This window comes from Lacibacter sp. (assembly GCF_035299325.1).
Taxonomy (GTDB): domain Bacteria; phylum Bacteroidota; class Bacteroidia; order Chitinophagales; family Chitinophagaceae; genus Lacibacter.
Window position 1 is genome coordinate 113,408 of the sequence record NZ_DATGWT010000027.1, and the last position, 22,152, is coordinate 135,559.

At 40.0% G+C, this 22,152-nt stretch carries 20 protein-coding genes; 6 read left to right on the top strand and 14 right to left on the bottom strand.

Features of this window, described 5'->3' with window-relative positions; translation table 11 throughout:
• Positions 1–24 precede the first annotated feature (24 nt).
• Genes VK159_RS16520 through VK159_RS16540 form a run of 5 tightly spaced genes read right to left on the bottom strand, consistent with a single transcriptional unit; the run spans position 25 to position 2,280 of the window.
• Complete coding sequence (locus VK159_RS16520) at positions 25–525, bottom strand: SRPBCC domain-containing protein (RefSeq protein ID WP_324231269.1); 501 nt, start codon at positions 523–525, stop codon at positions 25–27.
• 11 nt (positions 526–536) lie between these two features.
• Entirely contained in the window at positions 537–977 is a 441-nt protein-coding gene (locus VK159_RS16525) for an SRPBCC domain-containing protein (protein ID WP_324231270.1), read from the bottom strand.
• A gap of 17 nt (positions 978–994) precedes the next feature.
• Positions 995–1,465: an SRPBCC family protein gene (locus VK159_RS16530; protein ID WP_324231271.1), complete on the bottom strand. Its 471-nt coding sequence runs from the start codon at positions 1,463–1,465 to the stop codon at positions 995–997.
• Between the two features lie 19 nt (positions 1,466–1,484).
• On the bottom strand, positions 1,485–1,940 hold the full coding sequence (locus tag VK159_RS16535) for an SRPBCC family protein (protein ID WP_324231272.1): 456 nt from the start codon (positions 1,938–1,940) through the stop codon (positions 1,485–1,487).
• Entirely contained in the window at positions 1,924–2,280 is a 357-nt protein-coding gene (locus VK159_RS16540; RefSeq protein ID WP_324231273.1) for a metalloregulator ArsR/SmtB family transcription factor, read from the bottom strand. The genes VK159_RS16535 and VK159_RS16540 overlap by 17 nt, the downstream gene beginning before the upstream one ends.
• 347 nt (positions 2,281–2,627) lie before the next feature.
• Between VK159_RS16540 and VK159_RS16545 the strand changes: the two genes are divergently transcribed.
• A complete protein-coding gene (locus tag VK159_RS16545; RefSeq protein WP_324231274.1) occupies positions 2,628–4,316 on the top strand; it encodes a B12-binding domain-containing radical SAM protein in 1,689 nt (562 codons plus the stop codon).
• A 70-nt stretch (positions 4,317–4,386) separates the two neighbouring features.
• Here the strand turns inward: VK159_RS16545 and VK159_RS16550 are convergent, their stop codons facing one another.
• From VK159_RS16550 to VK159_RS16560, 3 genes are all read right to left on the bottom strand, one after another.
• Positions 4,387–5,157 carry a family 16 glycoside hydrolase gene (locus VK159_RS16550; protein WP_324231275.1) on the bottom strand — a complete coding sequence of 257 codons (771 nt, stop codon included), beginning with the start codon at positions 5,155–5,157 and terminating at the stop codon, positions 4,387–4,389.
• A gap of 23 nt (positions 5,158–5,180) precedes the next feature.
• Positions 5,181–5,837, bottom strand: a complete 657-nt coding sequence (locus VK159_RS16555) for an NADPH-dependent F420 reductase (protein WP_324231276.1) — start codon at positions 5,835–5,837, stop codon at positions 5,181–5,183.
• 94 nt (positions 5,838–5,931) lie between these two features.
• The gene (locus VK159_RS16560; RefSeq protein WP_324231277.1) at positions 5,932–6,540 is read right to left on the bottom strand and encodes a Crp/Fnr family transcriptional regulator; all 609 of its coding nucleotides are present in this window, start codon (positions 6,538–6,540) and stop codon (positions 5,932–5,934) included.
• Positions 6,541–6,606: 66 nt separating this feature from the next.
• Between VK159_RS16560 and VK159_RS16565 the strand changes: the two genes are divergently transcribed.
• Both VK159_RS16565 and VK159_RS16570 read left to right on the top strand, forming a co-directional pair.
• The gene (locus VK159_RS16565; protein ID WP_324231278.1) at positions 6,607–7,137 is read left to right on the top strand and encodes a response regulator transcription factor; all 531 of its coding nucleotides are present in this window, start codon (positions 6,607–6,609) and stop codon (positions 7,135–7,137) included.
• Between the two features lie 106 nt (positions 7,138–7,243).
• The gene (locus VK159_RS16570; RefSeq protein ID WP_324231279.1) at positions 7,244–7,777 is read left to right on the top strand and encodes a DUF4199 domain-containing protein; all 534 of its coding nucleotides are present in this window, start codon (positions 7,244–7,246) and stop codon (positions 7,775–7,777) included.
• Between the two features lie 60 nt (positions 7,778–7,837).
• Here the strand turns inward: VK159_RS16570 and VK159_RS16575 are convergent, their stop codons facing one another.
• The gene (locus tag VK159_RS16575) at positions 7,838–10,957 is read right to left on the bottom strand and encodes a WD40/YVTN/BNR-like repeat-containing protein (RefSeq protein WP_324231280.1); all 3,120 of its coding nucleotides are present in this window, start codon (positions 10,955–10,957) and stop codon (positions 7,838–7,840) included.
• 216 nt (positions 10,958–11,173) lie between these two features.
• On the opposite strand from VK159_RS16575, the gene VK159_RS16580 reads away from it, so the two are divergent.
• Entirely contained in the window at positions 11,174–11,821 is a 648-nt protein-coding gene (locus VK159_RS16580) for a YceI family protein (RefSeq protein WP_324231281.1), read from the top strand.
• A gap of 98 nt (positions 11,822–11,919) precedes the next feature.
• On the opposite strand, the gene VK159_RS16585 is transcribed toward VK159_RS16580, so the two are convergent.
• From VK159_RS16585 to VK159_RS16600, 4 genes are all read right to left on the bottom strand, one after another.
• Positions 11,920–12,372 (bottom strand): hypothetical protein, encoded by a 453-nt coding sequence (locus tag VK159_RS16585; protein ID WP_324231282.1) that lies wholly within the window; start codon positions 12,370–12,372, stop codon positions 11,920–11,922.
• A gap of 176 nt (positions 12,373–12,548) precedes the next feature.
• Positions 12,549–13,871 carry a vanadium-dependent haloperoxidase gene (locus VK159_RS16590; protein WP_324231283.1) on the bottom strand — a complete coding sequence of 441 codons (1,323 nt, stop codon included), beginning with the start codon at positions 13,869–13,871 and terminating at the stop codon, positions 12,549–12,551.
• Between the two features lie 26 nt (positions 13,872–13,897).
• Positions 13,898–14,680, bottom strand: a complete 783-nt coding sequence (locus VK159_RS16595) for a class I SAM-dependent methyltransferase (RefSeq protein WP_324231284.1) — start codon at positions 14,678–14,680, stop codon at positions 13,898–13,900.
• Between the two features lie 32 nt (positions 14,681–14,712).
• A complete protein-coding gene (locus VK159_RS16600) occupies positions 14,713–15,315 on the bottom strand; it encodes a DUF3455 domain-containing protein (protein ID WP_324231285.1) in 603 nt (200 codons plus the stop codon).
• A 334-nt stretch (positions 15,316–15,649) separates the two neighbouring features.
• On the opposite strand from VK159_RS16600, the gene VK159_RS16605 reads away from it, so the two are divergent.
• Together VK159_RS16605 and VK159_RS16610 are read left to right on the top strand one after the other, a co-directional pair.
• Complete coding sequence (locus VK159_RS16605; protein WP_324231286.1) at positions 15,650–19,339, top strand: sensor histidine kinase; 3,690 nt, start codon at positions 15,650–15,652, stop codon at positions 19,337–19,339.
• Positions 19,336–20,103 (top strand): LytR/AlgR family response regulator transcription factor, encoded by a 768-nt coding sequence (locus VK159_RS16610; protein ID WP_324231287.1) that lies wholly within the window; start codon positions 19,336–19,338, stop codon positions 20,101–20,103. Before VK159_RS16605 ends, VK159_RS16610 begins: the two co-directional genes overlap by 4 nt.
• A 37-nt stretch (positions 20,104–20,140) precedes the next feature.
• Here the strand turns inward: VK159_RS16610 and VK159_RS16615 are convergent, their stop codons facing one another.
• Positions 20,141–22,057 (bottom strand): S9 family peptidase, encoded by a 1,917-nt coding sequence (locus tag VK159_RS16615; protein ID WP_324231288.1) that lies wholly within the window; start codon positions 22,055–22,057, stop codon positions 20,141–20,143.
• Positions 22,058–22,152: the final 95 nt, after the last annotated feature.

Below are 22,152 nucleotides of genomic sequence, written 5' to 3' on the forward strand. Positions count from 1 at the left end.
TAATAATAGCTGTCATGCATTATGTTACTGTACAGTTTTTAAATATTCTTCCAGTTGATCAAGCGTACCTGTGAAACCCTGGTTCATACTTGCAAACATACTATAGTACGTATTTTCTTCTTCTTCGTTTGCATTGATCGGATAGCCTGTTAAGTGTAATGTAGTGATACCATCCTCTTCTGTAAGCGTCAATATATTCATCACTTGTTTTGGAAAAACCAATCCCGGAAAAGGTGCCTGTATAATTTCTCCTGCTTCGTTAGCGAATGAATTGATCCATTCAATGCGATTCGGTTCTTCAATTGTCACATAATGAAATACACCATAACGTAAAACCTCACCGGCTTTCATGCTATAATGAAAAATGCCTTGCGGACGAAAATCGAGTTGTAGTACATCAATGGGCATCTTTGCAGGCCCCCACCATTTGGCTAATGCTTCTGCATTTGCAAATGCATCAAACACCTGTTGCTTACTTGCTTTGAATGTACGTGTAATTGAAAACTGTTCTTTAACTGTTGACATGATGATATAGTTTATTGTTTGTTGAGATATTGTGTAAGACTGTTGAGGATAAGTTCGTTCCAGCCATTTACAAAATTGCCACGCACCAATGCAGGTTCACTTGCATCAAACGGTTCAGCAAATTCAAAACGGAAGTAGAGTTTTGTAGTTTGCGCATCTACCTCACTCAGTTCCCAATAAGCAATGGCTTTGCCGCTGTAACCGGGATAGGTCCACGTATGCACCAATTTTTTGTTGGGGATGATCTCCAGCATTTCACCACGATGCAACCATTGCTTGTCTTTAAGGTCGCCGGCATACCAATCGAATGAATGCCCAGTATTTAATTGAAACTGTCCTTTAAAATCAAAATACCAGTTACGCATGTGTTGCTCATCGGTAATGGCCTGCCATACAAGTGCAACAGGTGCTTTATAAATTTTTTCGAGTACAATGTCGTTTGCTTTTTGCATGATGATGTGTTTAATGGTTAAGGTTGTTGATTCAATAATTGCTGCTTGAGGTAGTATTCGAGCCTGTCAATATTTTGTGTAAGACCTTCATCGGCTTTGAATGTTTTTACCACCTGTATAAACTGTTCTCTGCTTTCGAACAGCATGTGCCAGCTGATTTGTGTTTGCTTACCACGCTCTTCAAATTCAATTGTGGTTAAAAATTTCGGCACACTGATGTGCACGTACACAATCTTTTTGTGTTTCACCACTTCTTTAAATACACTTTTGTTTTTATAATCAGTACCATCAGGCCCGTGCATCACCAGGTCCCACTCACCTTCGGGCACCACATCCATTTTGGTAATGGTATTGGTAAAACCGTTTGGTCCCCACCAATGCTTGATATGCTCGGGATCAGTAAATACTTCCCACACCAGCTCAACAGGTGCATTCAGCAATCGAGTTAAACGAAGCTCCCGATCGGCGGTATTATTTTCTGCAGGCATGTTTTTCGTTTAATGATGATTAATTTGAACGTTTAATGTATTGTGCCAGCCGTTCAATATTCTGTTGCAGGCTTTCGCCTACTTTGTATACTTCAACAAACTGATGATATTCTTCCTTTGTTTCAAACAGCATTTCCCAATGCATTACGGTTGTATTATCCTGCGGTTCAAAGTCGATCGTTGCAATAAAATAATGTCCGCTGATATGTTCGTAAACGATCTTTTTGTGTTGAACTATTTCGGTAAAAACACTTCTGTTATCGTAATCAGTACCATCCGGCCCATGCATCACTAATAACCATTCGCCGCCGGGCTGCAGATCCATTTTTGTAATGGTATTGGTAAAGCCATCCGGCCCCCACCAATGTTTAATATGATTGGGATTGCTCCATACTTCCCATACTTTTTCAACAGGAGCATTGAGCTGTTTTGTTAAGCGAATGGAACGATCAGATGTATTATTTTCTGCGGGCATTCTTTTTTGCTTTTGGTTGTTGCTGAATTTTTTCCAGGTAAGTTTCTAAAGCATCCAATTTCTGTTCCCAGAATTGTTTGTACTGTTCAATCCATGCTGATACTTCGTTGAGTGCGTCCAGTTTTGCTTCGCAATAACGCTCACGCCCTTTCTGCTTAATGGTGATAAGACCACATTCGGTCAATATTTTCACATGCTGCGAAATAGCCGGTCGGCTTACATTAAAATTTTCAGCGAGGGCATTCAGGTTCTGCGGCTGCTTTACCACCAAACCAATAATTTCTCTGCGTGTTGGATCGGCAATTGCCTGGAACACATCTCTTCTTGCTTCGTATGCCATATTAATGCGTAAGTATTTACTTACACAAATGTATATGTAAGTATTTGCTTACGCAAATTTTTGGCGAAGATTCTTTGAAACAACCCTCAAGTGCCCCTGATCACCCATTTTGATCACGACAGCAAGAACACCTATTTATAGTAAACGGAGTTATGAAAAATGACATTTTTAAACGCATCAAAAGATTTAGAAGCTGCTTAAAAAGACTAAGAAAGGTTGATTTTCTAAAATGGTTAGGCATTGTTCGCTTGTTGATTGAACTTATTCAAATGATAACAAATTGATTCTAAGAGCGTGTAAGTTATCCTTCGATAAGCTTAGGATGAGGATGAGTCACCTTGCCCCAGATGAACTATTTTTGCCCAATGCGTTTGTTACTCACCACTCTTAATGCAAAATATATTCACCTCAACCTGGCGATCCGGATCTTGTATGAGTTGAATAAGCACCACGAAGGTTTGTCGTGGAAGGAGTTTACCATCCGCATGAATGTGGATGAGATGGCGAAGGAATGTGCCGAATATGATGTGGTGGCTTTCAGTTGTTATATCTGGAACATTACACAAACATTGAAAGTTGCGCAACGCATCAAGGCCATCAATCCCAACTGTAAAATTTTATTGGGCGGACCGGAAGTGAGCTACGAATGGGAGGAGATCATTGCACATGATTGCATTGATTATATTATTTGTGGCGAAGGTGAAATTCCGTTCCATGAATTTTTAACCCATTACCCGAATGTAGAAGCAGTTCCCAATCTTGTGTATAAAGTTGGTGGCGAAGTACGCTACGAAGAGAAATCTGTGACGTATGATGTAAGCAATTTCATTGGTGTGAATCCATACATCAACGATCCGGTTGAAGACTTGTATAACAAAGTGTGTTATATTGAAACAAGCCGTGGCTGCCCGTACAAATGTAGTTTCTGTTTGGCGAGTCTCGATAACAATGTACGTTACCTGCCGATGACAGATATCAAAAGCAACTTGCTTTATTTAATGACGCATGGCCGTGTGATCAAATTCCTCGACCGTACGTTTAACATGAAGCGTGATTTTACACTGGATGTATTTCAGTTTATTCTCGACAATCATAAACCGGGCAATGTATTCCAGTTTGAAATAACGGCAGATATTCTGCATGCCGATATTATCAAGTTCATCAATGAGAAAGTGCCGAAGGGTTTGTTCCGTTTTGAGATCGGTATTCAAACGGTGAATCAAAAAGCAAACCTGGAAGTAAGCCGCAAACAGAATTTCGAAAAAACAAAAGGCATCATCAAACAAGTACAGGATGTAGTTGATCTTCATCTTGATCTCATCGTTGGTTTACCGCTCGATTATTTTGAAGACATCAAATACAGTTTCGAAGAAGTGTTCAAACTCTTTGCACCTGAATTACAATTGGGCTTCCTGAAGTTTTTAAAAGGAACACCGGTGCGTAAAACAGCAGCCGTGCATGGTTATGTGTACGATCCTGTTGCTCCTTATCAGATCATTGAAAGCAAATACATGAGTAAGGCTGAACTGGAGCAGGTGGTGCTGGCCGAAGAAGCATTAGAAATGTATTGGAACAAGCCACGTGCTATCAACACATTGAAATATGTAACGGCGTATTACAGTGTGTTCGATTTCTTACAAGGTCTTGGCAATTCCTTTTCCGAACATTGCGATCTTCACAAACATGATCTGAAAGATGTGTACACGCAGTTGTTTGCTTATGCAAAAGAAGCTTATCCAGAAGATGTAGTGCTGCAACAATTGATTACGATCGATTATTATCTACAGCATAAAATAAAACCCGTGTTGGTTTTATTACCTGAAGCAGATGCTGCTACTAAACAGCAACTGATTGAAGAACACAAACTCAATCATCACAAACTTCGTTTTGCGATGTTACCCATCAATTTTAATTGGACAGAGTTTGTGGAGCACAATCATATACTTTCCGCAGAAACAACAATGGTGATTGCGTTTGATGGAAAGAGCAAGCCACAAGTATTGGAAGGAATCGCAATAAAAAATGAGCGACTGTAATATATACAGTCGCTCATTACTTTTTTATCAACTTCAGATTCTTAAAACATCAAACGAAGCAAAGAAAATATTAAATACCGTTTATCTTCTCAATAGCTTTCGTTTTTACTTTCAATGCTCTCTTTGTTACTTTCAAATCTTTGAAATACCCTATAGTGCCAATATCTACGTACAAACCGATTCCTCCTTTTTTATGATTGCCTAACATTTTATCTACAATAAAACTGGAATACTTCATATCATTTATAAACATTTCGGCAGTTTCGCCATTCACTTCAATCCGCATGGTGATCCACTCATTTAAGGCAACCGGGGCGGAGCCTTCATATTTATAGGGTGCTATTTTCCGTAAGGTATCAAATTTGTAATGTGGATACGAGATGTATTGTACTGCATGATTCCTGTGTTGCTGATTAGTAGCTCTGCCAACCTTTGGCCGTACATAAATACCCTCAAAAGCTGAGTCGTCTTCTTTAACTCTGAAATAGACTCCTATAAATCCTGCAACTCCGGAATAAGGCGCAGGATTCTGTAGCTGACTATACATTTTCACTTCGATCGTACCATTTTCAAAATCATCCAAACCAATAAGCCGTGCATAGTGTGGCTCATCAACTGTTGCTTCAATGTTGGTGCTGTCAAAAGGGAGTGCATTTAAATCTCGTTCGATTTTTAATACCTGCTCGCCCTGAAATTTTATTATTTCCCCGGTTACGTTATGAAGTTCGAAGGTTTGTTTTTCAAACTTTAAGTTTTGAAATTTTTCCGGCTTTTGGGCAATAAGACTAAATGAGATTCCCAAAACGGAAAAGAGGGTTGTAAACAATTTTGTGGTATTCATGTTTTTTACTTGTTTATTAAATACTAATTCATCTTACAGTTTACAATTGCTTCGCTTTTGGTAACTGGTTTACCCAATGGGCCAAACTCATGCAGGTCACCAAACACTTCAATACGGATCGATTGATCAAGACCACCAACACGAACGGGCTCAAATCCATTATCATGAATTAATTGCTCTACTTCTTTGTTGATGCTGGTATCATCTGTTGCATAAAACAACACATTTGCCGGTTGTTGAAAAGCTGCATTCGTTAACGACGCAACACCCAGGGTGCCCAATGCTTTTACGAGCTTTGCATTTTTTGGAAGCAACGAAACAAGAATCTCGCCTGCTGATTCCTTTTCGCCAATGATCTTTTTAAATCCACCATTCTCATCTGGTGCAATCGGGTTCGAAGGATCAACTATGATCTTCCCTTCCAGTTCTGTTGCATATTGCTGTAATACTTCTTTTGTAGCGTTGAACCAGATGGCCAGTACTACAATATCTGCTGCTTTGATAGCTGCAGGAATTTCCATTGCTTGTGCACGGCTTCCCAACTGTTGCGCTAATGCATTTGCTTTTGCAATTGTTCTGTCGGCAACAATTACTGCACGATCGCCTTTTACTAAATTGTTTGCTACCGCTGTACCGATATTTCCTAACCCGATCACAGCCACTTTTGTTGTTGTATTCATAACCTGTTTTTTAATGAATGATTTATGAATACAAAATTGGGTTGATCAGCAAAGCTTACCAATGACCCATGTTAAGAAATACACTTGATCTACATCAAGACTTTGGCTTGCTGAGTTTATTACGCAAGCGACTGAGAAACTCGGGAGTGATGCCCAGAAAAGAAGCGATCTGTGTTTGGGGCAAGCGATTTACAAGATGTGGATAGGTCTCTAAAAAAGATTGATAACGATCTTCGGCACTGCTGCTGATGTTTTGCAGCAATCTTTTTTGCAGGCTTACATAACTATTTTCAATCAATACTCTAAAAATGCGATCGAATTTTGGTGCTGAGAGATATAATGAAATGAGATCTTTCTGATTGATCTGTAATACAACCGAATCTTCTAGTGCATCGATTGCTAATGTTGATGGCTCTTCACTATGAAAGCTTCCAAGATCAGTGATCCAGTTATTTTCTGCTGCAAACTGCAATAAATGCGTGCCTCCGGTATCATCGATCTTGTACATACGCAAACAGCCTCTCAGCACAAAGTTCATCTGGTTGCATACATCTCCCTCTTGCAACACATATTGTTTTTTGCGGTATAATCGTGGCCTGAATTTTTCACGCACCTGTTCACGCTCCTCTTTATTCAGCGGAATGAGCATTTCAAAGTAGTGCAGCAGCGGCTCAATGGAGGCATCTGACAAGTTATCTTTCATCTTGATTTATAACTGCGTTTTATCCGGGCAGTTTTAAAGGTAGTAATTAAACCATCAACAGTGTTCATGCCGCCACTTCTTACATATCATCAACAGCCGTACATTCGTAGAGCAATGCGCCGCTTTCTACAGAAATACAAACAGGTACTGCTTTATGCTGCATTGATGGTTGGCATTTTGCTTTTGCTGCAGTTGCTGCAGTACAAGCTGGTGCTCATCAATCATTCCCACGAGCTCTATATTCTCAGCATTGCGGTTGTGTTTACCGGTCTTGGCATTTGGCTGGCGTTAAAACTCATCAAACCAAAAACCGAAATACAAACGGTGGTGGTGGAAAAACATGTGTATCTCCAGGAACTCTCAGCCGCAGAATTGGAAGCAATGGAGAAAGAAAAACAAAAACTGGGTCTAAGCAATCGGGAAATGGAAGTGCTGCAACTAATGGCCGAAGGGTTAAGCAACCAGGAAATTGCCGACCGATTATTTGTTTCATTGCCAACAGTGAAAACACATTCCTCGAAACTGTTTGAAAAACTCGATGTAAAGAGACGTACACAAGCCATTGAAAAGGCAAGGCAGTTGAAATTGATTGCATAACCCTCATCCTTTGGTATAAATTCCTTGCTGTTCAAGTAGTTTCATACTTTAGTATGAGAACTTTCGCCACCGGAAACACCATCTTTACTGCATAAAAAAATTGCACATGAAAAAGAATGTTCTTGTTTTCGGTCTCATTTCAGGATTGGTTGTTTCTACCATCATGGCCATCAGTATGATCACCATGTATAAAAGTAATACCGCCGATCATGGAGCTGGCTCTATGATCATTGGTTACCTGAGTATGCTGGTGGCGTTTTCTCTGATTTATGTAGCTGTAAAAAACCAACGTGATAAACAAAACGGTGGCGTTATCAGTTTTGGAAAAGCTTTTAAGATGGGCTTATTGATTGCACTCATCGGCTCTACCATGTATGTGATCATGTGGGCAATTGTTTACAATTTTTATATGCCCGATTTTATGGACCGTTACTGTGCCCAGGTAATTGAAAATGAAAGGGCAACTTCAACTCCGGCCGAAATTCAAAAACTTACGGAACAAATGAATACACAAAAAGAGATGTACAAGAACCCGTTGTTCTTTGTGCTCTTTACCTACATCGAAATTTTGCCGGTGGGTTTACTTGTGTCTCTGATCACGGCCCTCATATTGAAAAGAAAAATAGCGAAAGTTGTATAAATGAAAGAGGGCCGCTTTAGCGGCCCTCTCTATCTCTTTTTACTTTTTCAAACTCTTGGCTTAATCTTTAAATAACTTCACTGGTGTACTTTCTGCAAGCTTGCGGAAGGCTGCCCACTTGCCACTTATAAACTCATTGATCTTCGTTACACTTTCAGTTACTGCTGTTTCAGCATCAGCCACCAAACGTTCTGTTTGTGCAGTAGGTGCTGCAATTTTTCCTGCTATCTCCTGGCGTGCTACGCCTAAGATGCTTTGTGTAGTGATATCAGCAAAACGTGTGATTCCCTGGCGATCTGTTGCACTGCGTCCGAAAATAGTTTCACGTATCTTCTTGATCTCATCACGCATTTTCACCGCTTCTTTGCGCAGACTGTCAACATCTTTTCCTTCAGCACCACGTAACTGACTTTCTATTTTTGTAAGCGTTTCCTCTGCATCAACGATCTTGTCAACTGCAGCTGTTAATTTATCAGCACTCAGTTGCAGGCGATCGAACATTTTTTTCTTTGCATCATATGTAGCACGTGGAGTAGGAATGCGTGGGTCATCTTTTACAACGATCATCGTTGAGTCACTTGCTTTGCCCAGTGTTACAACCATTTTGTAAGTGCCTGGAAACACCGGCCAACCACCGCCTTGTTCATTTGCATTTGGTCGTGGTCTTGGGCTTCCGGGGAAACGACTTCCTTTTGTATCGAAGTTCCAATAGAAACGGTTGAAGCCACTGTCGGCTTTTACTTTTAATGTTCGTAGTTGTTTACCGGCATCATCAAAAATTTTCACCATTGCGCTATCCACTTTTGCTTTGCTTGTATCTGCTGCATGATTTACAAAAAATGAAACCATTGCACCTCGGCGCCTGTTTTCACCTTCATACAAACCCCATGTGCTCCACTCATAACCGGGTGCATTACGGAAACTTGCCTGATAAGCAGTGGGCGCTTCAAACACTTTTACTTTCGTCGTTTGAGAAGCACCACTCGCTTTAGCCGCAGCACGCAATGGACGAATATCATCTAACACCCAAACAGCACGACCAAATGTTGCGATCACCAGATCAGCTTCACGTTCCTGTATTGCAAGATCGTAAGTTGATACACTTGGATAACCATTGGTCCATTGTTCAAATGTTTTCGCATTATTATAGCTCACCCATAATCCATGTTCAGTTCCAACAAAGATCAAATTAGGTTCTGCAGGATCTTGTATCATGCAAAGTGCATAGCCTTTGATTCCTTTGTTGGCTAAAATATTATCCCATGTTTTACCAAAATCAGTTGTGCGGAAAATGGTAATGGCAAAATCTCCACGACGGTAATCATTACTCACAACAAATGCTTCGCCTTCGTTATACTTGCTTGCGTGAACTTGCGTGATCCATGCGCCTGTATTCATGCCTTTGATCTTGCCACGGAAGTTGGTCCATGTTTTACCGCCGTCTTGCGTTAATTGCACATTGCCATCATCGGTACCCACCCAGATCACATTCCTGTTTTTGGATGATGGTGCAATGGCCATAATGGTTGTGAAATTTTCTGCACCTGTTATATCTAATGTTAAACCACCTGTTTCTTCTTTTTGCTGTTCAGCATTGTTGGTCGTAAGATCAGGAGAGATGATACTCCAGGTTGTTCCTTTATCAGTACTCTTATTTAAGAACTGACTGCCGAAGTAAACTGTATTGTTATCAAACGGATCAAGAGCAATTGCACTGTTCCAGTTGAAACGCATTTTTGTGCGTGCAGCAGGAGCAGGCGGACGAATAGATTCTGTTGCACCTGTTGTTACATTATAACGACCAACAGAACCACCTTGGCTCATTGCATAAACCCATTTGCTGTCGGTAGGATCGGGCACTACATCAAAACCATCTCCACCCCACAAGCTTTCCCAATAGTAGTTACGGATACCACCATCGATCCATGTGTAAGCAGGTCCACGCCAGCTGCCGTTATCTTGTAAGCCTCCCATTACATTGTAAGGAATTTCATTATCAACATTAATATGATAGAACTGTCCGAATGGTAATTGCTCATCGAAACGCCATGTTTTACCACGGTCTTTACTGATGCCGATACCACCATCATTTCCTTCAATGATCAGGTTTTCGTTTGTTGGATGAATCCACCATGCATGGTGATCGGGGTGAATACCATTGTAAGGAATTAATGTGGTGAAACTTTTACCGCCATCTTCACTGATCGTTACTGTAGAGTGGATATCGTAAATGCGGTTTTCATTTTTCGGATCAACATAAATTTCATTGTAGTAAAACGGACGATCCGTTACTTGTGCAGGATCGCTGTTGACCAGCTTCCAGCTAAAACCCCCGTCATCACTTTTATAAAAACCATTTTTTGTTGCTTCTACTTTTGCATATACAAAATTTGGACGACCGGGTGCAAAAGCTAAACCACAACGACCGATCGGATCAGCCGGCAAGCCTTCATTCTTTCCTAATTTTTTCCAGTTCTTACCACCATCAACCGTAATATAAATACCACCACCGGGACCACCGCTGTTAAAGTTCCAGGGTTTACGTTGGTGCTGCCACATATTGGCAATTAATTTATTTGGGTTTGATGGATCCATGATGAGCTCAGCACAACCACTCGTATCATTCGTGTAAAGAATACGTTCCCATGTTTCGCCGCCGTTGGTTGTTTTGTACACACCACGTTCGCTATGGATACCATAAGGATTCCCGATAGCTGCTGCATAAACCGTGTTGGGATTTGTTGGATCGATCAGGATACGATGAATGTTTTTTGTCTTTTCCAGACCCATGCGTTTCCATGTTTTACCACCATCCAATGTTTTGAAGATACCATCGCCCAGATTGAGTGAGTTGCGGGGGTTACCCTCGCCGGTACCAACCCAGATAACCGAAGGATTGCTTTGCTGCACCTTCAGCGCACCAATGTTCAGCAAAGGTTGTTCATCAAACAACGGAGCCCATGTGGCGCCGCCATTGTCTGTTTTCCAAACTCCGGCACTGGCACCACCCACAAAAATTGTTTCGGGGTTTGTGTGCAAGGCATCAATGGCCGTAACACGACCGCTCATGCCAGCAGGCCCGATGTTACGGGGTTTCAGGTTCTTAAACTGTTCATTTTTAATTTGTGCTGTGGCAGAAAGACACAACAAGGCCGAAACGGCCAGAGCGATTATTCTCATACAAGCTTGTTTTAGGAAAACTGAAATTGAGAAAACAAAAGCGCCCTTCCAAATGTTTTTGATAAACGGCACAAGAATGGAACGGTTTTAGCGACTAAGCTCATTATCATTGTTTTGTTTGGTTGAAATTGAATTAATCAGTTTTTAACAGGACAACAAGGATTAAAACTTTACTTTTGATGTTCAAACACTAAAATTCCTAAACACAAACACAGTATGAAACATTTCTTTGTATCGGCAGTTGCCATTGGTTCTTTGGTAGTAATGGCGGCTTTTCTTCCGAAAGAAAACACAAACAACATTCAACCCTCTTCTTCAGCGAATGTGCAAACACCTACAAAATGGACGCTGGACAGATCACACTCAAACCTGAAGTTCACTGTAACACATATGGTGGTTTCTGAAACAGAAGGATCTTTTAAAATCTTCGACGGTACGGTTGAACATACAAAAGCCGACATGAGTGATGCGAAGATCAATTTTTCGGTTGATATGAATTCGATCAACACAGAGAACGAAAACCGTGACAAACATTTGAAGAGTGATGATTTTTTCAATGCAGAAAAATATCCAACAGCAACGTTTGTTGGTACGTCATTTAAGCCACTTGGCGATAATAAATATGAGCTGGTTGGAAACCTTACCATCCGTGACGTAACAAAGCCAGTAAAATTTGCTGTGAAGTTTGGTGGTATTGCTACCAGCACACGTGGCGATAAAGCGGGTTTTAAAGCAACAACAACTATCAACCGTTTTGATTATAACCTGAAATGGGACCGTGCAACAGAAGCAGGTGGCCTGGTGGTAGGTAAGGATGTTGATATTACTGTGTTACTTGAGATGAATAAAGCGAAGGCACAATAATCGATTAAAGTATAAATAAGAAAGCCTCCTGCGGTTGCCGGGGGCTTTCGTGTTTTATAGAGCTTCCGTTATTGTAAATAAAGCGGATAAGCTAAGAGTTATCGTTTGCTATTAAGTATATCTGTGATCTTTGCCAGTTTAATTCGACCATCCTCACTGATTTGGTAGACTTTCTTCCGTCCACTTTCTTTGAATACAAATAAGTAGCTTGTTTCGCCCATCATTTGTATTTGTTCTATGGTTGCAAGTACACCAGAAGCGTTTACCTTGGAAAATGTGCGCTTAACCTGCAAAGGCAAGTTTTCTTCCAGAATGCTTTTCACAATTGCCAGGTAATTTCCCTCGGTGTTAAAATAAGCCATCATTGCTTCATGGCCATATACAAAACGCACAGCATATAGATCACTGTTGTCAATTTTTATCCAGGAAACATGTGTTGCTCCCGGAAACTCTAATTGAAAGGAACGTTCAATATTCTTTTCAACTTTATCTGTTGCATAAACAGCAACAAGAAGCAGAACTGCTGAAATTGTTACAATAATTTTTTTCATGATAATAAGTTTTAATTTTTTAGTGTTTTTTATTTTGTTAGCAATGTGTCTTTAAAAAGGGGCAGCAAAAATCAACGCTGCCCCTGCATAAAAAAACCAGTGCCCGATTTTAAGTTCTTTCATGTGTTAGCAAAAGGATCATTAATCAAAAAACGTTTTCATGGTTAGCATGCACTTTATTTTAAAAAAACAAGTTGATTTACCCGGTTGCCCACTTTTTTTCCCTGCTCCAAACCTGATAAGGCTGTGAAATGATAGTGAATACCGCCGAGTACTCTTGACATTGCTGCCTCTTCGGCATACTTCTGAAACGATGGATAAATACGTACTCCATACTCAGCAGTATAGGTGCTGTCGGTAAACATGGTATTCGTTCCAAACCTTGCAGCCAGCACTTGCGCAGCAGCAGAAGAAATAACTGCATGATTCGATGCATACTCCGGATGTGGAGGTGTTGGAATAACCGGGTTCCAACCAGTTTCTTCAAACACTTCACGGATATAAGAAACCGGACGTAAAAGATTATACTGGTACTTCGCTTTGAACGATGAAATCAATGCATCACTGTAAGCAATGCCGTGTTTGCAATAAAGAATGGCTGCATCATACAGCGATAAGTTTTTACGTTGTATCAATTGCGTTACAATATTGGCCGCATGTGCCGGTGCATTGTAATTGCCAGTGATATCACCCCAAAACTTTACAGTAATGGAATCGTTGCCGGATAACTGTTTGGAACGATCGAACAAATACTTTACTTCATTATAGAACGCACTACCTTGCTGTGTTGAAAATGCTATTGGGGCTGCAGGTTGTGTTTCTGTGACAATGTTTTTGATAAAACTTCTGTTATTGCCCCAGTACGGATGCAATGGTTTGCCAAATGCCGGAGGTGTTGGTACCCACATCCCTGCACCTGTTGGAGGAACATAGGTAGCGGAAGTTGTATTGTTATAAGCTTCATGTCCACCATCTGTTTTCGACCAATCGAAAATAATCGTTGCCACCTGTTTGCCAAACGCTGTTGCAAGTTGTATTTCTTCTGCTGATGCTTTGTTTTGAAAACGGTTGTTCCAATCATTTTCAAGCGAATCAATTGCAGTTACCATAGCTGCTGATGCATTGCCGAATAATTTTTTGGTAACGCTTGCCAAGGCTGCATTGGCACTGGCCGGCCAGTAATACTTCTTTTCATTTTGTACAGCAGGGATCAATGGAGCATCGTTCAACTGCGGCATGATCGATTGCAAATCTTTACTTCCTGGCGCTAATGATTCATACAATGTTAAACCTGCGTATGCATAAGCACGGGTTGCTACTACCGAATTAAATCCGGGTGTTACTTTGGTTAAACGCAAATACAGATTCATCCATGATGCAGCAACGGATGCATCATATTCGTTTTGCTTTTGCGGGTGTTCTTCTTTTTGGCAGGCAACCAGCAACACACTCAAAATAGAAGTGTAGAAAAGTATACCTGTGAGAATTGTTTTTTTCATATTTGTTTTTTAAGGTTAGCGAGTATTTATTTCTCTGCGATGAATAAGAGGAATTTGTTTTGAAGGAAAAAGAAATCATCCGTGATATGAAAAGGTTTGAATGCCTGTTCAATCGTTTCTTCAACTGTTGTTTTGCTGTGGCTGTTCAATGCTATTGCTGCGGGTCCGGTACCCATGAAGGCTTGTGCCGCATGGCGCAGATTGCTGAACATGAACGGACAAGGAATACTTGATTTATACAAGGGTTTCAGATCTGCATTGATGAATGCTTCTTCAATTCTTCCATCTTCTGAAAGTGCAAAAGGACCGGGTTTACCTGGAGGAGGCGGAGGTAATAATGAACCAATAGCTTTCAATACTTCTGTTGCTTCGCTGTACTGCGGTTGATCCCATATGCCGATCACCATTCTTCCGCCGGGCTTTAATACACGTGTTGCTTCTGCTAATGCTCTTTCAAAACTACCGGCATACTGCAGAGAGTTGAAAGCTGCTACTACATCAAAACTATTATCTTCAAAAGGAAGTGCTTCCAGATCTTCTTCCAGAAAATTGCTCTTTGGGTTACGTTGTCTTGCTACTTCCAGTAAACCAGGTGCTGCATCAATGCCAATCACTTCTGCGCCTTCTTTTGCGGCCATTGCAGTAAACATACCGGAACCGCATCCTGCATCAAGCAGTAAATGGTCTTCATTTAATTGTAATTGACGGAGTGCTGTTTTGTACATGGGCAGAAACCATGGTTCAAAATGTTGCGACCATTTCTGAGGAGCTACACTCCAGAGTTGTCCTTGTGTTGTTTTTGTACTCATTGTTGTAAGGTTTAATGATAAATATGTAATGATTAATTTTTCTTGCTGAAGCGATAGATAGCAGTGTAGTAAACATAAGCTGTATCAGATAAGCTTTGCGGTGCAGTTGCAGGTGCTTTCCCGCCTTTGGTAGCAATCCGTTGTATGTAATCAACATTGCTGAAAATACCGGTGGGTGTTGTGCCTGTCTTCGGCATCAGTAACAGCCATGATATACTGTTGGGATCGGGTGTTGCTGTTTTTGCCGGCGTAAACTGTTGCGCAAAAATAGAATCAGCTGCAGTGATTGCCCAGTATGGCCCTGCACCATGTGTACCAACTTTTTTATTGGTTACATCATACAGGTTAGCTTTGGGTGCAATAAATACCCATTCATAAACAGCAGGTTCGGTACCTGCTTTGTGCTGGGCTTTGTATTTCTGCACACCGGTTGCGTAAAAAGTTGCAACCCTCGTATTTCCATAAGGCGTATTAATCGGTAACTCTATTTCGGCAGGGATGGATAGCTTTTCACTTGCTTTAATTTGATAAGCGGGTGTAGTGATGTTGAACGGCTCATTTTTTTCACAAGCCGGCAAGGTGATGATTAACAGCAAGGGCAACAACCATGCTGTTGTGTGTTTTTTCTTTTTCATTATTGAGGTTTAATGGTTAATGCTGCTTTATTGCAACACGTAATTTCTAAATCGGGAACAAACATAAATCAGTATAGAAGCGTTGCAGAGTACCAATGAACAAACGGCGTTGTAAAAGCAATCGAACAGCGGCAGCTACTGTATGAAAGGTTTTCGTCAGTTGAAAGCCGGTTTTGTTGCGGAATTTGAATGGCTGAATTTATTTTACTGTATTGTTTGAACCAACGGATTGGATAGTAATACGAACGACGGTACCTGCTGAACAAACGGCGGCAAGTATAATTCACTGCTCTTCACCACTTTCAATTTTCAGAATATGGATTTAACTTAGAAGATGCAATGGCTCTACCTGACAGTACGATATTTCCTCTTGCTCTTCTTCATACTGCTGTACTCGTTTACATCAGCACAATACCATTCTTCTGATTTTACTCTTTATTCAATTGAAAATGGCCTCAGCAGCAACCAGCTTTCAAGTGTTGTACAAGATGAACAGGGTTATTTATGGATCGGTAGTGCAAACGGACTGAACCGTTTTGACGGCAACCAGTTTGTTCAATATCATTCGGGAACTGAGAAACAGGCCATCCCGGATGAAAATATCCGCTTGCTGAAATGGTTAGAACCCGGGAAATTGGCTGTTGCAACAAACACGGGTCTGCATATAATAGATACCCGTAACAGGCAGGCAAGAAATTTATTTATTCCAACAAAGTTTAAAGAATATGCATTCAAATACAACGATGTATTTGATGTTACGGCTGATGACAGCAAACAAATTTTTGTACTTACCCGTTCGGGGTTTTATCATTTTGATAATACTGATAAACTCGTTTTTCGTTTCGATAATTATGCAACAGAGCAAGACCAATTACAGTATTTTATTTTTGGTCATCTGTTGCTCTACTACTCAAAAAATGAGTTGTTGCTGTCAACAAGCGAAGGCATTTTTCTATACAATATCAGTAAGAAGCAAATGCAAAAGGTACAGCAGCAAAATGATCATGGTGTGCCTTTTGTGGCCCATATGACACGTGACGTTGCAAGCATAAGGCAAACAGATAAAGAGGGGTTTTTCATTTTTAAAACGCAGTCAGACACTGTTATTTACATCAACACTTCTTCCAAAATTGGAATTATTTCAAAAGCACCAGACAGAAACATTAACATGGATTTTAACTGGCGCACAAGTCTTTTCCGTTACAACGATTCTACCTATTTTGTTAGTTCCCGTACAAACGGTTTTTATAAAATAGTTCATCAGCCAAAAACGGGAAAGCTAACAGTATATCCTGAAAAATATCTAACCGATTATTTCTGCGCCGGTTTTTTAAAAGATAAAGAAGGAAGATTGTGGGTTACCACAAGCTCAGGGTTGTTGAAGCAAAATATGATCAGCAACTCTGTAACATGGAAACTGCTGCCAAAGGAAATTTTACAGCAGACACCCGCCGCTACAATAAGTTATGTATTTGTTACCGGCGATAAAATTTTTATCGGATGCAGGAGAGATGGCGGATTGCTGGTATTTGAAAAAAATACGCTCAATTTTATACGTAAACTAAGTTTTAAGAAACACGGAATTATTTCGGATGATATTATTAATGTAACGCATCCGGGTGGTGATACATTATTTATTGGCACAAACGGCCCTTTGTGTTGGTTCAATATGAAAACGTATGAAACAGGAGCTTGCAACTTAGAGAAATGGACAAATTCCAATTGGGTTTCCTCACAATTTAAAGACCGTGCCGGTAACATCTGGATTACAAGTAACGACAACAGAGTTTATTATTATAACAGCCGGGAAAAGAAGTTTTATCTCAAAGAAATGGCTCATCCCTATATGACAAAGCTCCTGATAACAAATATGATTACAGAAGACACATCTGGTCATATATGGTTTGCAGGGCAAGGACTTTGTCGCATTAACCGGCTAACGCATCGACCCGATTTTTTTATAGATACGTTCCCCGAAATCCTTTTTCCACGCAAAACAGTATTGGGTTTGTATTGTGACGATAAGAATAGATTATGGTTTGGTAATATCAGTAACGGGCTGGTGAGTTATTCAATTGGCGAAAAGAAATTTGAACATTACAGCACAGAAAACAAACTTCCTTCCAATAATATTTTTACAACAGGTATTTCAAATAATATGTTGTGGATGGGTTCTGAAACAGGCATTGCAGGTCTTGATCTCAGCACAAAACAGATATCCTCCTTTGATAAAGATGATGGTTTTCCTTTACAATCTGTTACATCCGTAAACTTCTATTATGATAAGGAGGCCAACTATCTCTATTCGGGTTTTGGTACTGCTATTGTAAAATTTTGTGCTGATAGTTTGTTGTATACAACCGCACCACCGCAATTATTTATTGAAAGCATCCGGTTTAATAGTGATTCTAGCGTTTATCTACCGGGCTCGTCGTTTATAACAGATTACAATCACAACGACTTTACCATTAAAATCGGAAGTGTCTACTTTTATAGGCGGTTTAGTAGTTATTTGCTTAGTTACAGGATATTAAACTCACACGACAGCAGCTGGAAAATGATCACAGGCTCAGAGATCAATTTTAATAATCTGCCTCTAGGTACTTATAAGTTTGAAATAAAAATGACAGCAAAAAATGAACGCTGGCCGGTGCAGGTAAAGCAGTTTAATTTAATTGTAAAACCTCCTTTCTGGAAAACAATTTGGTTCATTTCCATCCTGAGTGCGTTGATCTTGATCATTGGTTACCTGTTTTATCGATGGAGAATTTTTTATATCCGCAAAGTTGAAAGTGAAAAAGCACGTATGCAGGAACTCCGTGCTGAAAAATATAAAACACAGTTTGAGCTGGAGCAGATCAGTAATTATTTCTCCTTGTCACTTACTGATAAGAAGACTACAGATGATGTGTTGTGGGATGTTGCAAAGAACCTGATCGGTCGAATGGGTTGCGAAGACTGTATGATCTATTTGTGGAATAAAGACAAAACAAAAATGCAACAACGTGCCGGTTATGGAAATAAAAATTCACCGGAGAAACTTGCTGAACATTTGTTTGAAGTGGAAATGGGTCAGGGTGTAGTTGGTTATGTGATGCAAACAAAAGAGCCGGTGATCATTGCAGATACAAGAACCGACAAACGTTACAGGGTAGATGATATGCAGCGCCTCAGTGAAATTTGTGTACCCATTATTCATGAGGGTGAATTGATGGGTATTATTGATTCAGAAAACAGTGAACTGAATCATTTTAAAGAACGTGATCTTCAAATAATGACAACCATCGCTACTCTTACAGGTAACAAAATAAAACAGGTAGAGAGTGAGCAGGTGCTGAATGTGAAGAAAGAAGAACTTGCTACGATCAATGAGCATTTGGCAGAAGCACAACTCTCAGCGTTGCAGGCGCAGATGAACCCGCATTTTGTGTTTAATGCACTCAACAGTATTAAACGTTTGATATTGGATGATGAAAAAGAGAAAGCATCCCGTTATCTCAGCAAGTTTGCACAACTTATCCGTTTAACATTGAATCACTCCCGTGAAACATTTGTAACCCTGCGTGAAAATGTGGAGTACCTCCATGCATATCTTGAAATGGAGCAATTACGGTTTAAAGATTCATTCAGCGCTACTGTAAAAGTTGACGCTGCTATTGATGACGAAGAAATCGTTGTTCCATCACTCATGATTCAACCATTGGTAGAGAATGCTGTGTGGCATGGCTTGCTTCTTAAAGAAGGGAAGAAGAAAATTACCGTTCGGTTTTCTGCTAATGGGTCATATATTATTTGTTCCATTGAAGATAACGGTATTGGTATCCGCCGATCTGAGGCCAATAAGAATCTTCAACATGCAACACATAAATCGGTTGGACTTGATAACCTGCGTAACCGCATTGCCATCATGAATGAAAAATTTGATATGGACTGTAGTTTAACCATTACCGATTTAAGTGAAACAGATGCAGCATTAAGCGGCACATTGGCTGTATTAAAATTTAAAAACAGAGACCTTGTATGAAACAGTTACGAGTAATAATAGTAGATGATGAAGCAGATGGTATTGCTACCTTAAGCAAAATGCTGCGGGTAAATTGTCCCGAAGTGGAGATTATTGCCACTTGCAACAATGCAGAAACAGCTACACAACAGATACAGTCTTTGCAACCTGATGTTGTGTTTTTAGATATTCAAATGCCCGGAAAAAGTGGTATTGAAATGCTGGGAGATATGCAGGAACGGAAGTTTGAGATCATTTTTGTAACGGCGCATAATGAATACATGTTGCAGGCGTTGCAGTTCAGTGCTGCAGATTATTTATTGAAGCCTGTTGATGAAGACCGTTTAATTGAAGCAGTGAACCGGGTAAAAGATCGTGTTGAGCAAAAAGACGAACCGGCTAATATTGATGTGCTGCTGCACAACCTGCAAAAAAATAACCGCCAGCAGGAAATGAAACTTGTTGTGTCCACCTTCAAAGGTTTTTCTGTATTAAAGCTGGAAGAAATTGTGGTGTGCGAAGCTGAAAAAAATTATACCATCTTTCATTTGCTGAATAAAAAAAATATCACCGTATCACGCACATTACTGGAGTATGAAAAAATTCTGCAGAATACTTCTTTCTTCAGAATACATAAAACATTTATGATTAACCTCGAACATGTGGTGGAATATCAGCGTGGCGAAGGTGGCCTGGTGGTAATGGATAACGGAATGGAAGTGGAAGTGAGCCGCCGAAAAAAAGAAGAGTTTATGAATAAGATCAAAGAGGTGTTCAAGTATTAATAAGCCGGGTAAACAATCATTTACCCGGCTTATTCGTTTAATTCAGGTTTCCTTTCGGTTCTTCTTTCTTCAAATATTTATTTAGAAACTTCAGAGTTTCTGCTGCTGCTTTTATCTGGTTTTCTTTTTTCACAAAGCCATGTCCTTCATCGGGGAACAATACATACTCAACAGGTGTACCGTTCTTTTTAGCACCTGCAACTATTTCATCGCTTTCAACCTGTAACACACGTGGGTCGTTACTTCCCTGCAAAACAAGTAAAGGTGTTTTGATCTTATCTGTATTAAACAGCGGTGAGATGTTCTTTAAACGCACCGAATCTGCAGACGAAGGATCACCCATTTCATCGTATAATGCAACTTTAAAACTTTCCCAATAAGGAGGGATACTTCTTAACGTACGTATCCAGTTAGTAACGCCAAACAGGTCAACACCCACAGCAAATTCTTTCGGGTATTGAATAATACCTGCGAGACTCATAAAACCCCCGTAGCTGCCACCATAAATTCCAATTTTACTGCTGTCTATATACTCTTGCTCAGCTAACCATTTTTTACCCCATACACAATCTTTCAAATCTTTATCGCCGTGGTTTTTGTTATCCATTTTATAAAATGCTTTACCATAACCACTGCTGCCCCTGTTGTTCACTGCAAGCACTGCGTAACCATGATTTACAAAATACTGGATGCTGGTTGAGTAGCCAGCACGGCTTTGTCCACCGGGACCACCATGTACCCATACCAATGCCGGAACTTTGTTGCTTGAAGATGCATTGTGTGGTTTATAATATACAGCAGGAATTTCCTGTCCATCGAATGATTTAAAACGAACGATCTCAGCATCAACCAGATCTTCACTTGCAACTTCAGGATTTAATGTTTTAGTTAATTGCTTTAATTCTTTTGTTTCGATGTTGTAGAGGTATTTGTTGGCGCTGCTTCTATCGCTCACAACAGTGAGTATCATTTTTGTTTCACTTGGAGAAATAGTAACACCTGCAATGTAGCCACCTTCTATTTTCGGCATTTCTAATTCTTTACCGCTTGCATGATCGAACAGCATTACCTTATCTCTTGCATCTTCATTTATACCAATTACGTGGTATTTCCCCTTTTCACTGATTGACATATAGTTTACATCCCAGTTGGTATTAAAGAAATTTTCTTTGGCACCTGTTTCAAGATTGTATTTTACAACGTAGGTAAAATCTTTTCCTTCATTTGTGATATAGTAAAGATGTGTATCAGTTGTTTCAAAACCGGTTGGATAATAGGTAGCATCGCCTAAACTGTCTGTCGAAAGTTTTTTTGTTTGTTTTGATTGTGCATCGAAGAGATACATTTCATTTTTATCACTAGTAACAGACTTTGTTAACACCAGCCAGCGTTCATTAAAGGAAATGCCACCAACATCAAGACCACTATCATTTTTATACAACATTTTTGGTTTCCAGTCAGTACTATCCATTTTATATACATCAAAGAATTGCGGGTTACGGTTATTGCTGCCATAGTAGAAAGAACGTTTGTCTTTTGTCCAGCCATAAAAATTTGCTTTTTCTTTTTCGCCTGGTGTAAGATCGGTTACTGAACCATTGCGTCGTTGCAAATAGATGTGATCATTTTCGTTTCCACCTTTATCGGCACTATACAGAAAATCATCAGTGCCTGGTAGATAGTCAACGGCAAAAAAGGATTCTTTACCTGAAGAAGTCAGCGGTTTAACAGTTGTGTCTGCAAGGTTCAGTTCATACACATTATAGATCTTCGACCGGTTGCTGTTGAAGAGGATTCGATTTTCGTCTTTACTGAATGAACCGCCACCAATACCTTCGGTTTGAAAGAACTGTTCAATGGTATATTGTTTTACTTCCCGGGGAGCTTTTGCCTGCTCCTTGCAGCCCCACATAAGTAAGGCAATGATGATAAGTGAAGAGTAAGTTTTTTGCATAGCAATTTATTTTTAGAAGTATAAAATAGGAAAAGACGTTGCATTTTACAAACCGTTTATAATAAAAGGGAACAAGCAAATGAGCGGACTGCTTT

Coding starts and splice junctions, on each gene's coding strand:
- VK159_RS16520 (WP_324231269.1), bottom strand. CDS start 525: ATGTCAACAGTTAAAGAACAGTTTTCAATTACACGTACATTCAAAGCA.
- VK159_RS16525 (WP_324231270.1), bottom strand. CDS start 977: ATGCAAAAAGCAAACGACATTGTACTCGAAAAAATTTATAAAGCACCT.
- VK159_RS16530 (WP_324231271.1), bottom strand. CDS start 1,465: ATGCCTGCAGAAAATAATACCGCCGATCGGGAGCTTCGTTTAACTCGA.
- VK159_RS16535 (WP_324231272.1), bottom strand. CDS start 1,940: ATGCCCGCAGAAAATAATACATCTGATCGTTCCATTCGCTTAACAAAA.
- VK159_RS16540 (WP_324231273.1), bottom strand. CDS start 2,280: ATGGCATACGAAGCAAGAAGAGATGTGTTCCAGGCAATTGCCGATCCA.
- VK159_RS16545 (WP_324231274.1), top strand. CDS start 2,628: ATGAACTATTTTTGCCCAATGCGTTTGTTACTCACCACTCTTAATGCA.
- VK159_RS16550 (WP_324231275.1), bottom strand. CDS start 5,157: ATGAATACCACAAAATTGTTTACAACCCTCTTTTCCGTTTTGGGAATC.
- VK159_RS16555 (WP_324231276.1), bottom strand. CDS start 5,837: ATGAATACAACAACAAAAGTGGCTGTGATCGGGTTAGGAAATATCGGT.
- VK159_RS16560 (WP_324231277.1), bottom strand. CDS start 6,540: ATGAAAGATAACTTGTCAGATGCCTCCATTGAGCCGCTGCTGCACTAC.
- VK159_RS16565 (WP_324231278.1), top strand. CDS start 6,607: ATGCCGCCACTTCTTACATATCATCAACAGCCGTACATTCGTAGAGCA.
- VK159_RS16570 (WP_324231279.1), top strand. CDS start 7,244: ATGAAAAAGAATGTTCTTGTTTTCGGTCTCATTTCAGGATTGGTTGTT.
- VK159_RS16575 (WP_324231280.1), bottom strand. CDS start 10,957: ATGAGAATAATCGCTCTGGCCGTTTCGGCCTTGTTGTGTCTTTCTGCC.
- VK159_RS16580 (WP_324231281.1), top strand. CDS start 11,174: ATGAAACATTTCTTTGTATCGGCAGTTGCCATTGGTTCTTTGGTAGTA.
- VK159_RS16585 (WP_324231282.1), bottom strand. CDS start 12,372: ATGAAAAAAATTATTGTAACAATTTCAGCAGTTCTGCTTCTTGTTGCT.
- VK159_RS16590 (WP_324231283.1), bottom strand. CDS start 13,871: ATGAAAAAAACAATTCTCACAGGTATACTTTTCTACACTTCTATTTTG.
- VK159_RS16595 (WP_324231284.1), bottom strand. CDS start 14,680: ATGAGTACAAAAACAACACAAGGACAACTCTGGAGTGTAGCTCCTCAG.
- VK159_RS16600 (WP_324231285.1), bottom strand. CDS start 15,315: ATGAAAAAGAAAAAACACACAACAGCATGGTTGTTGCCCTTGCTGTTA.
- VK159_RS16605 (WP_324231286.1), top strand. CDS start 15,650: ATGCAATGGCTCTACCTGACAGTACGATATTTCCTCTTGCTCTTCTTC.
- VK159_RS16610 (WP_324231287.1), top strand. CDS start 19,336: ATGAAACAGTTACGAGTAATAATAGTAGATGATGAAGCAGATGGTATT.
- VK159_RS16615 (WP_324231288.1), bottom strand. CDS start 22,057: ATGCAAAAAACTTACTCTTCACTTATCATCATTGCCTTACTTATGTGG.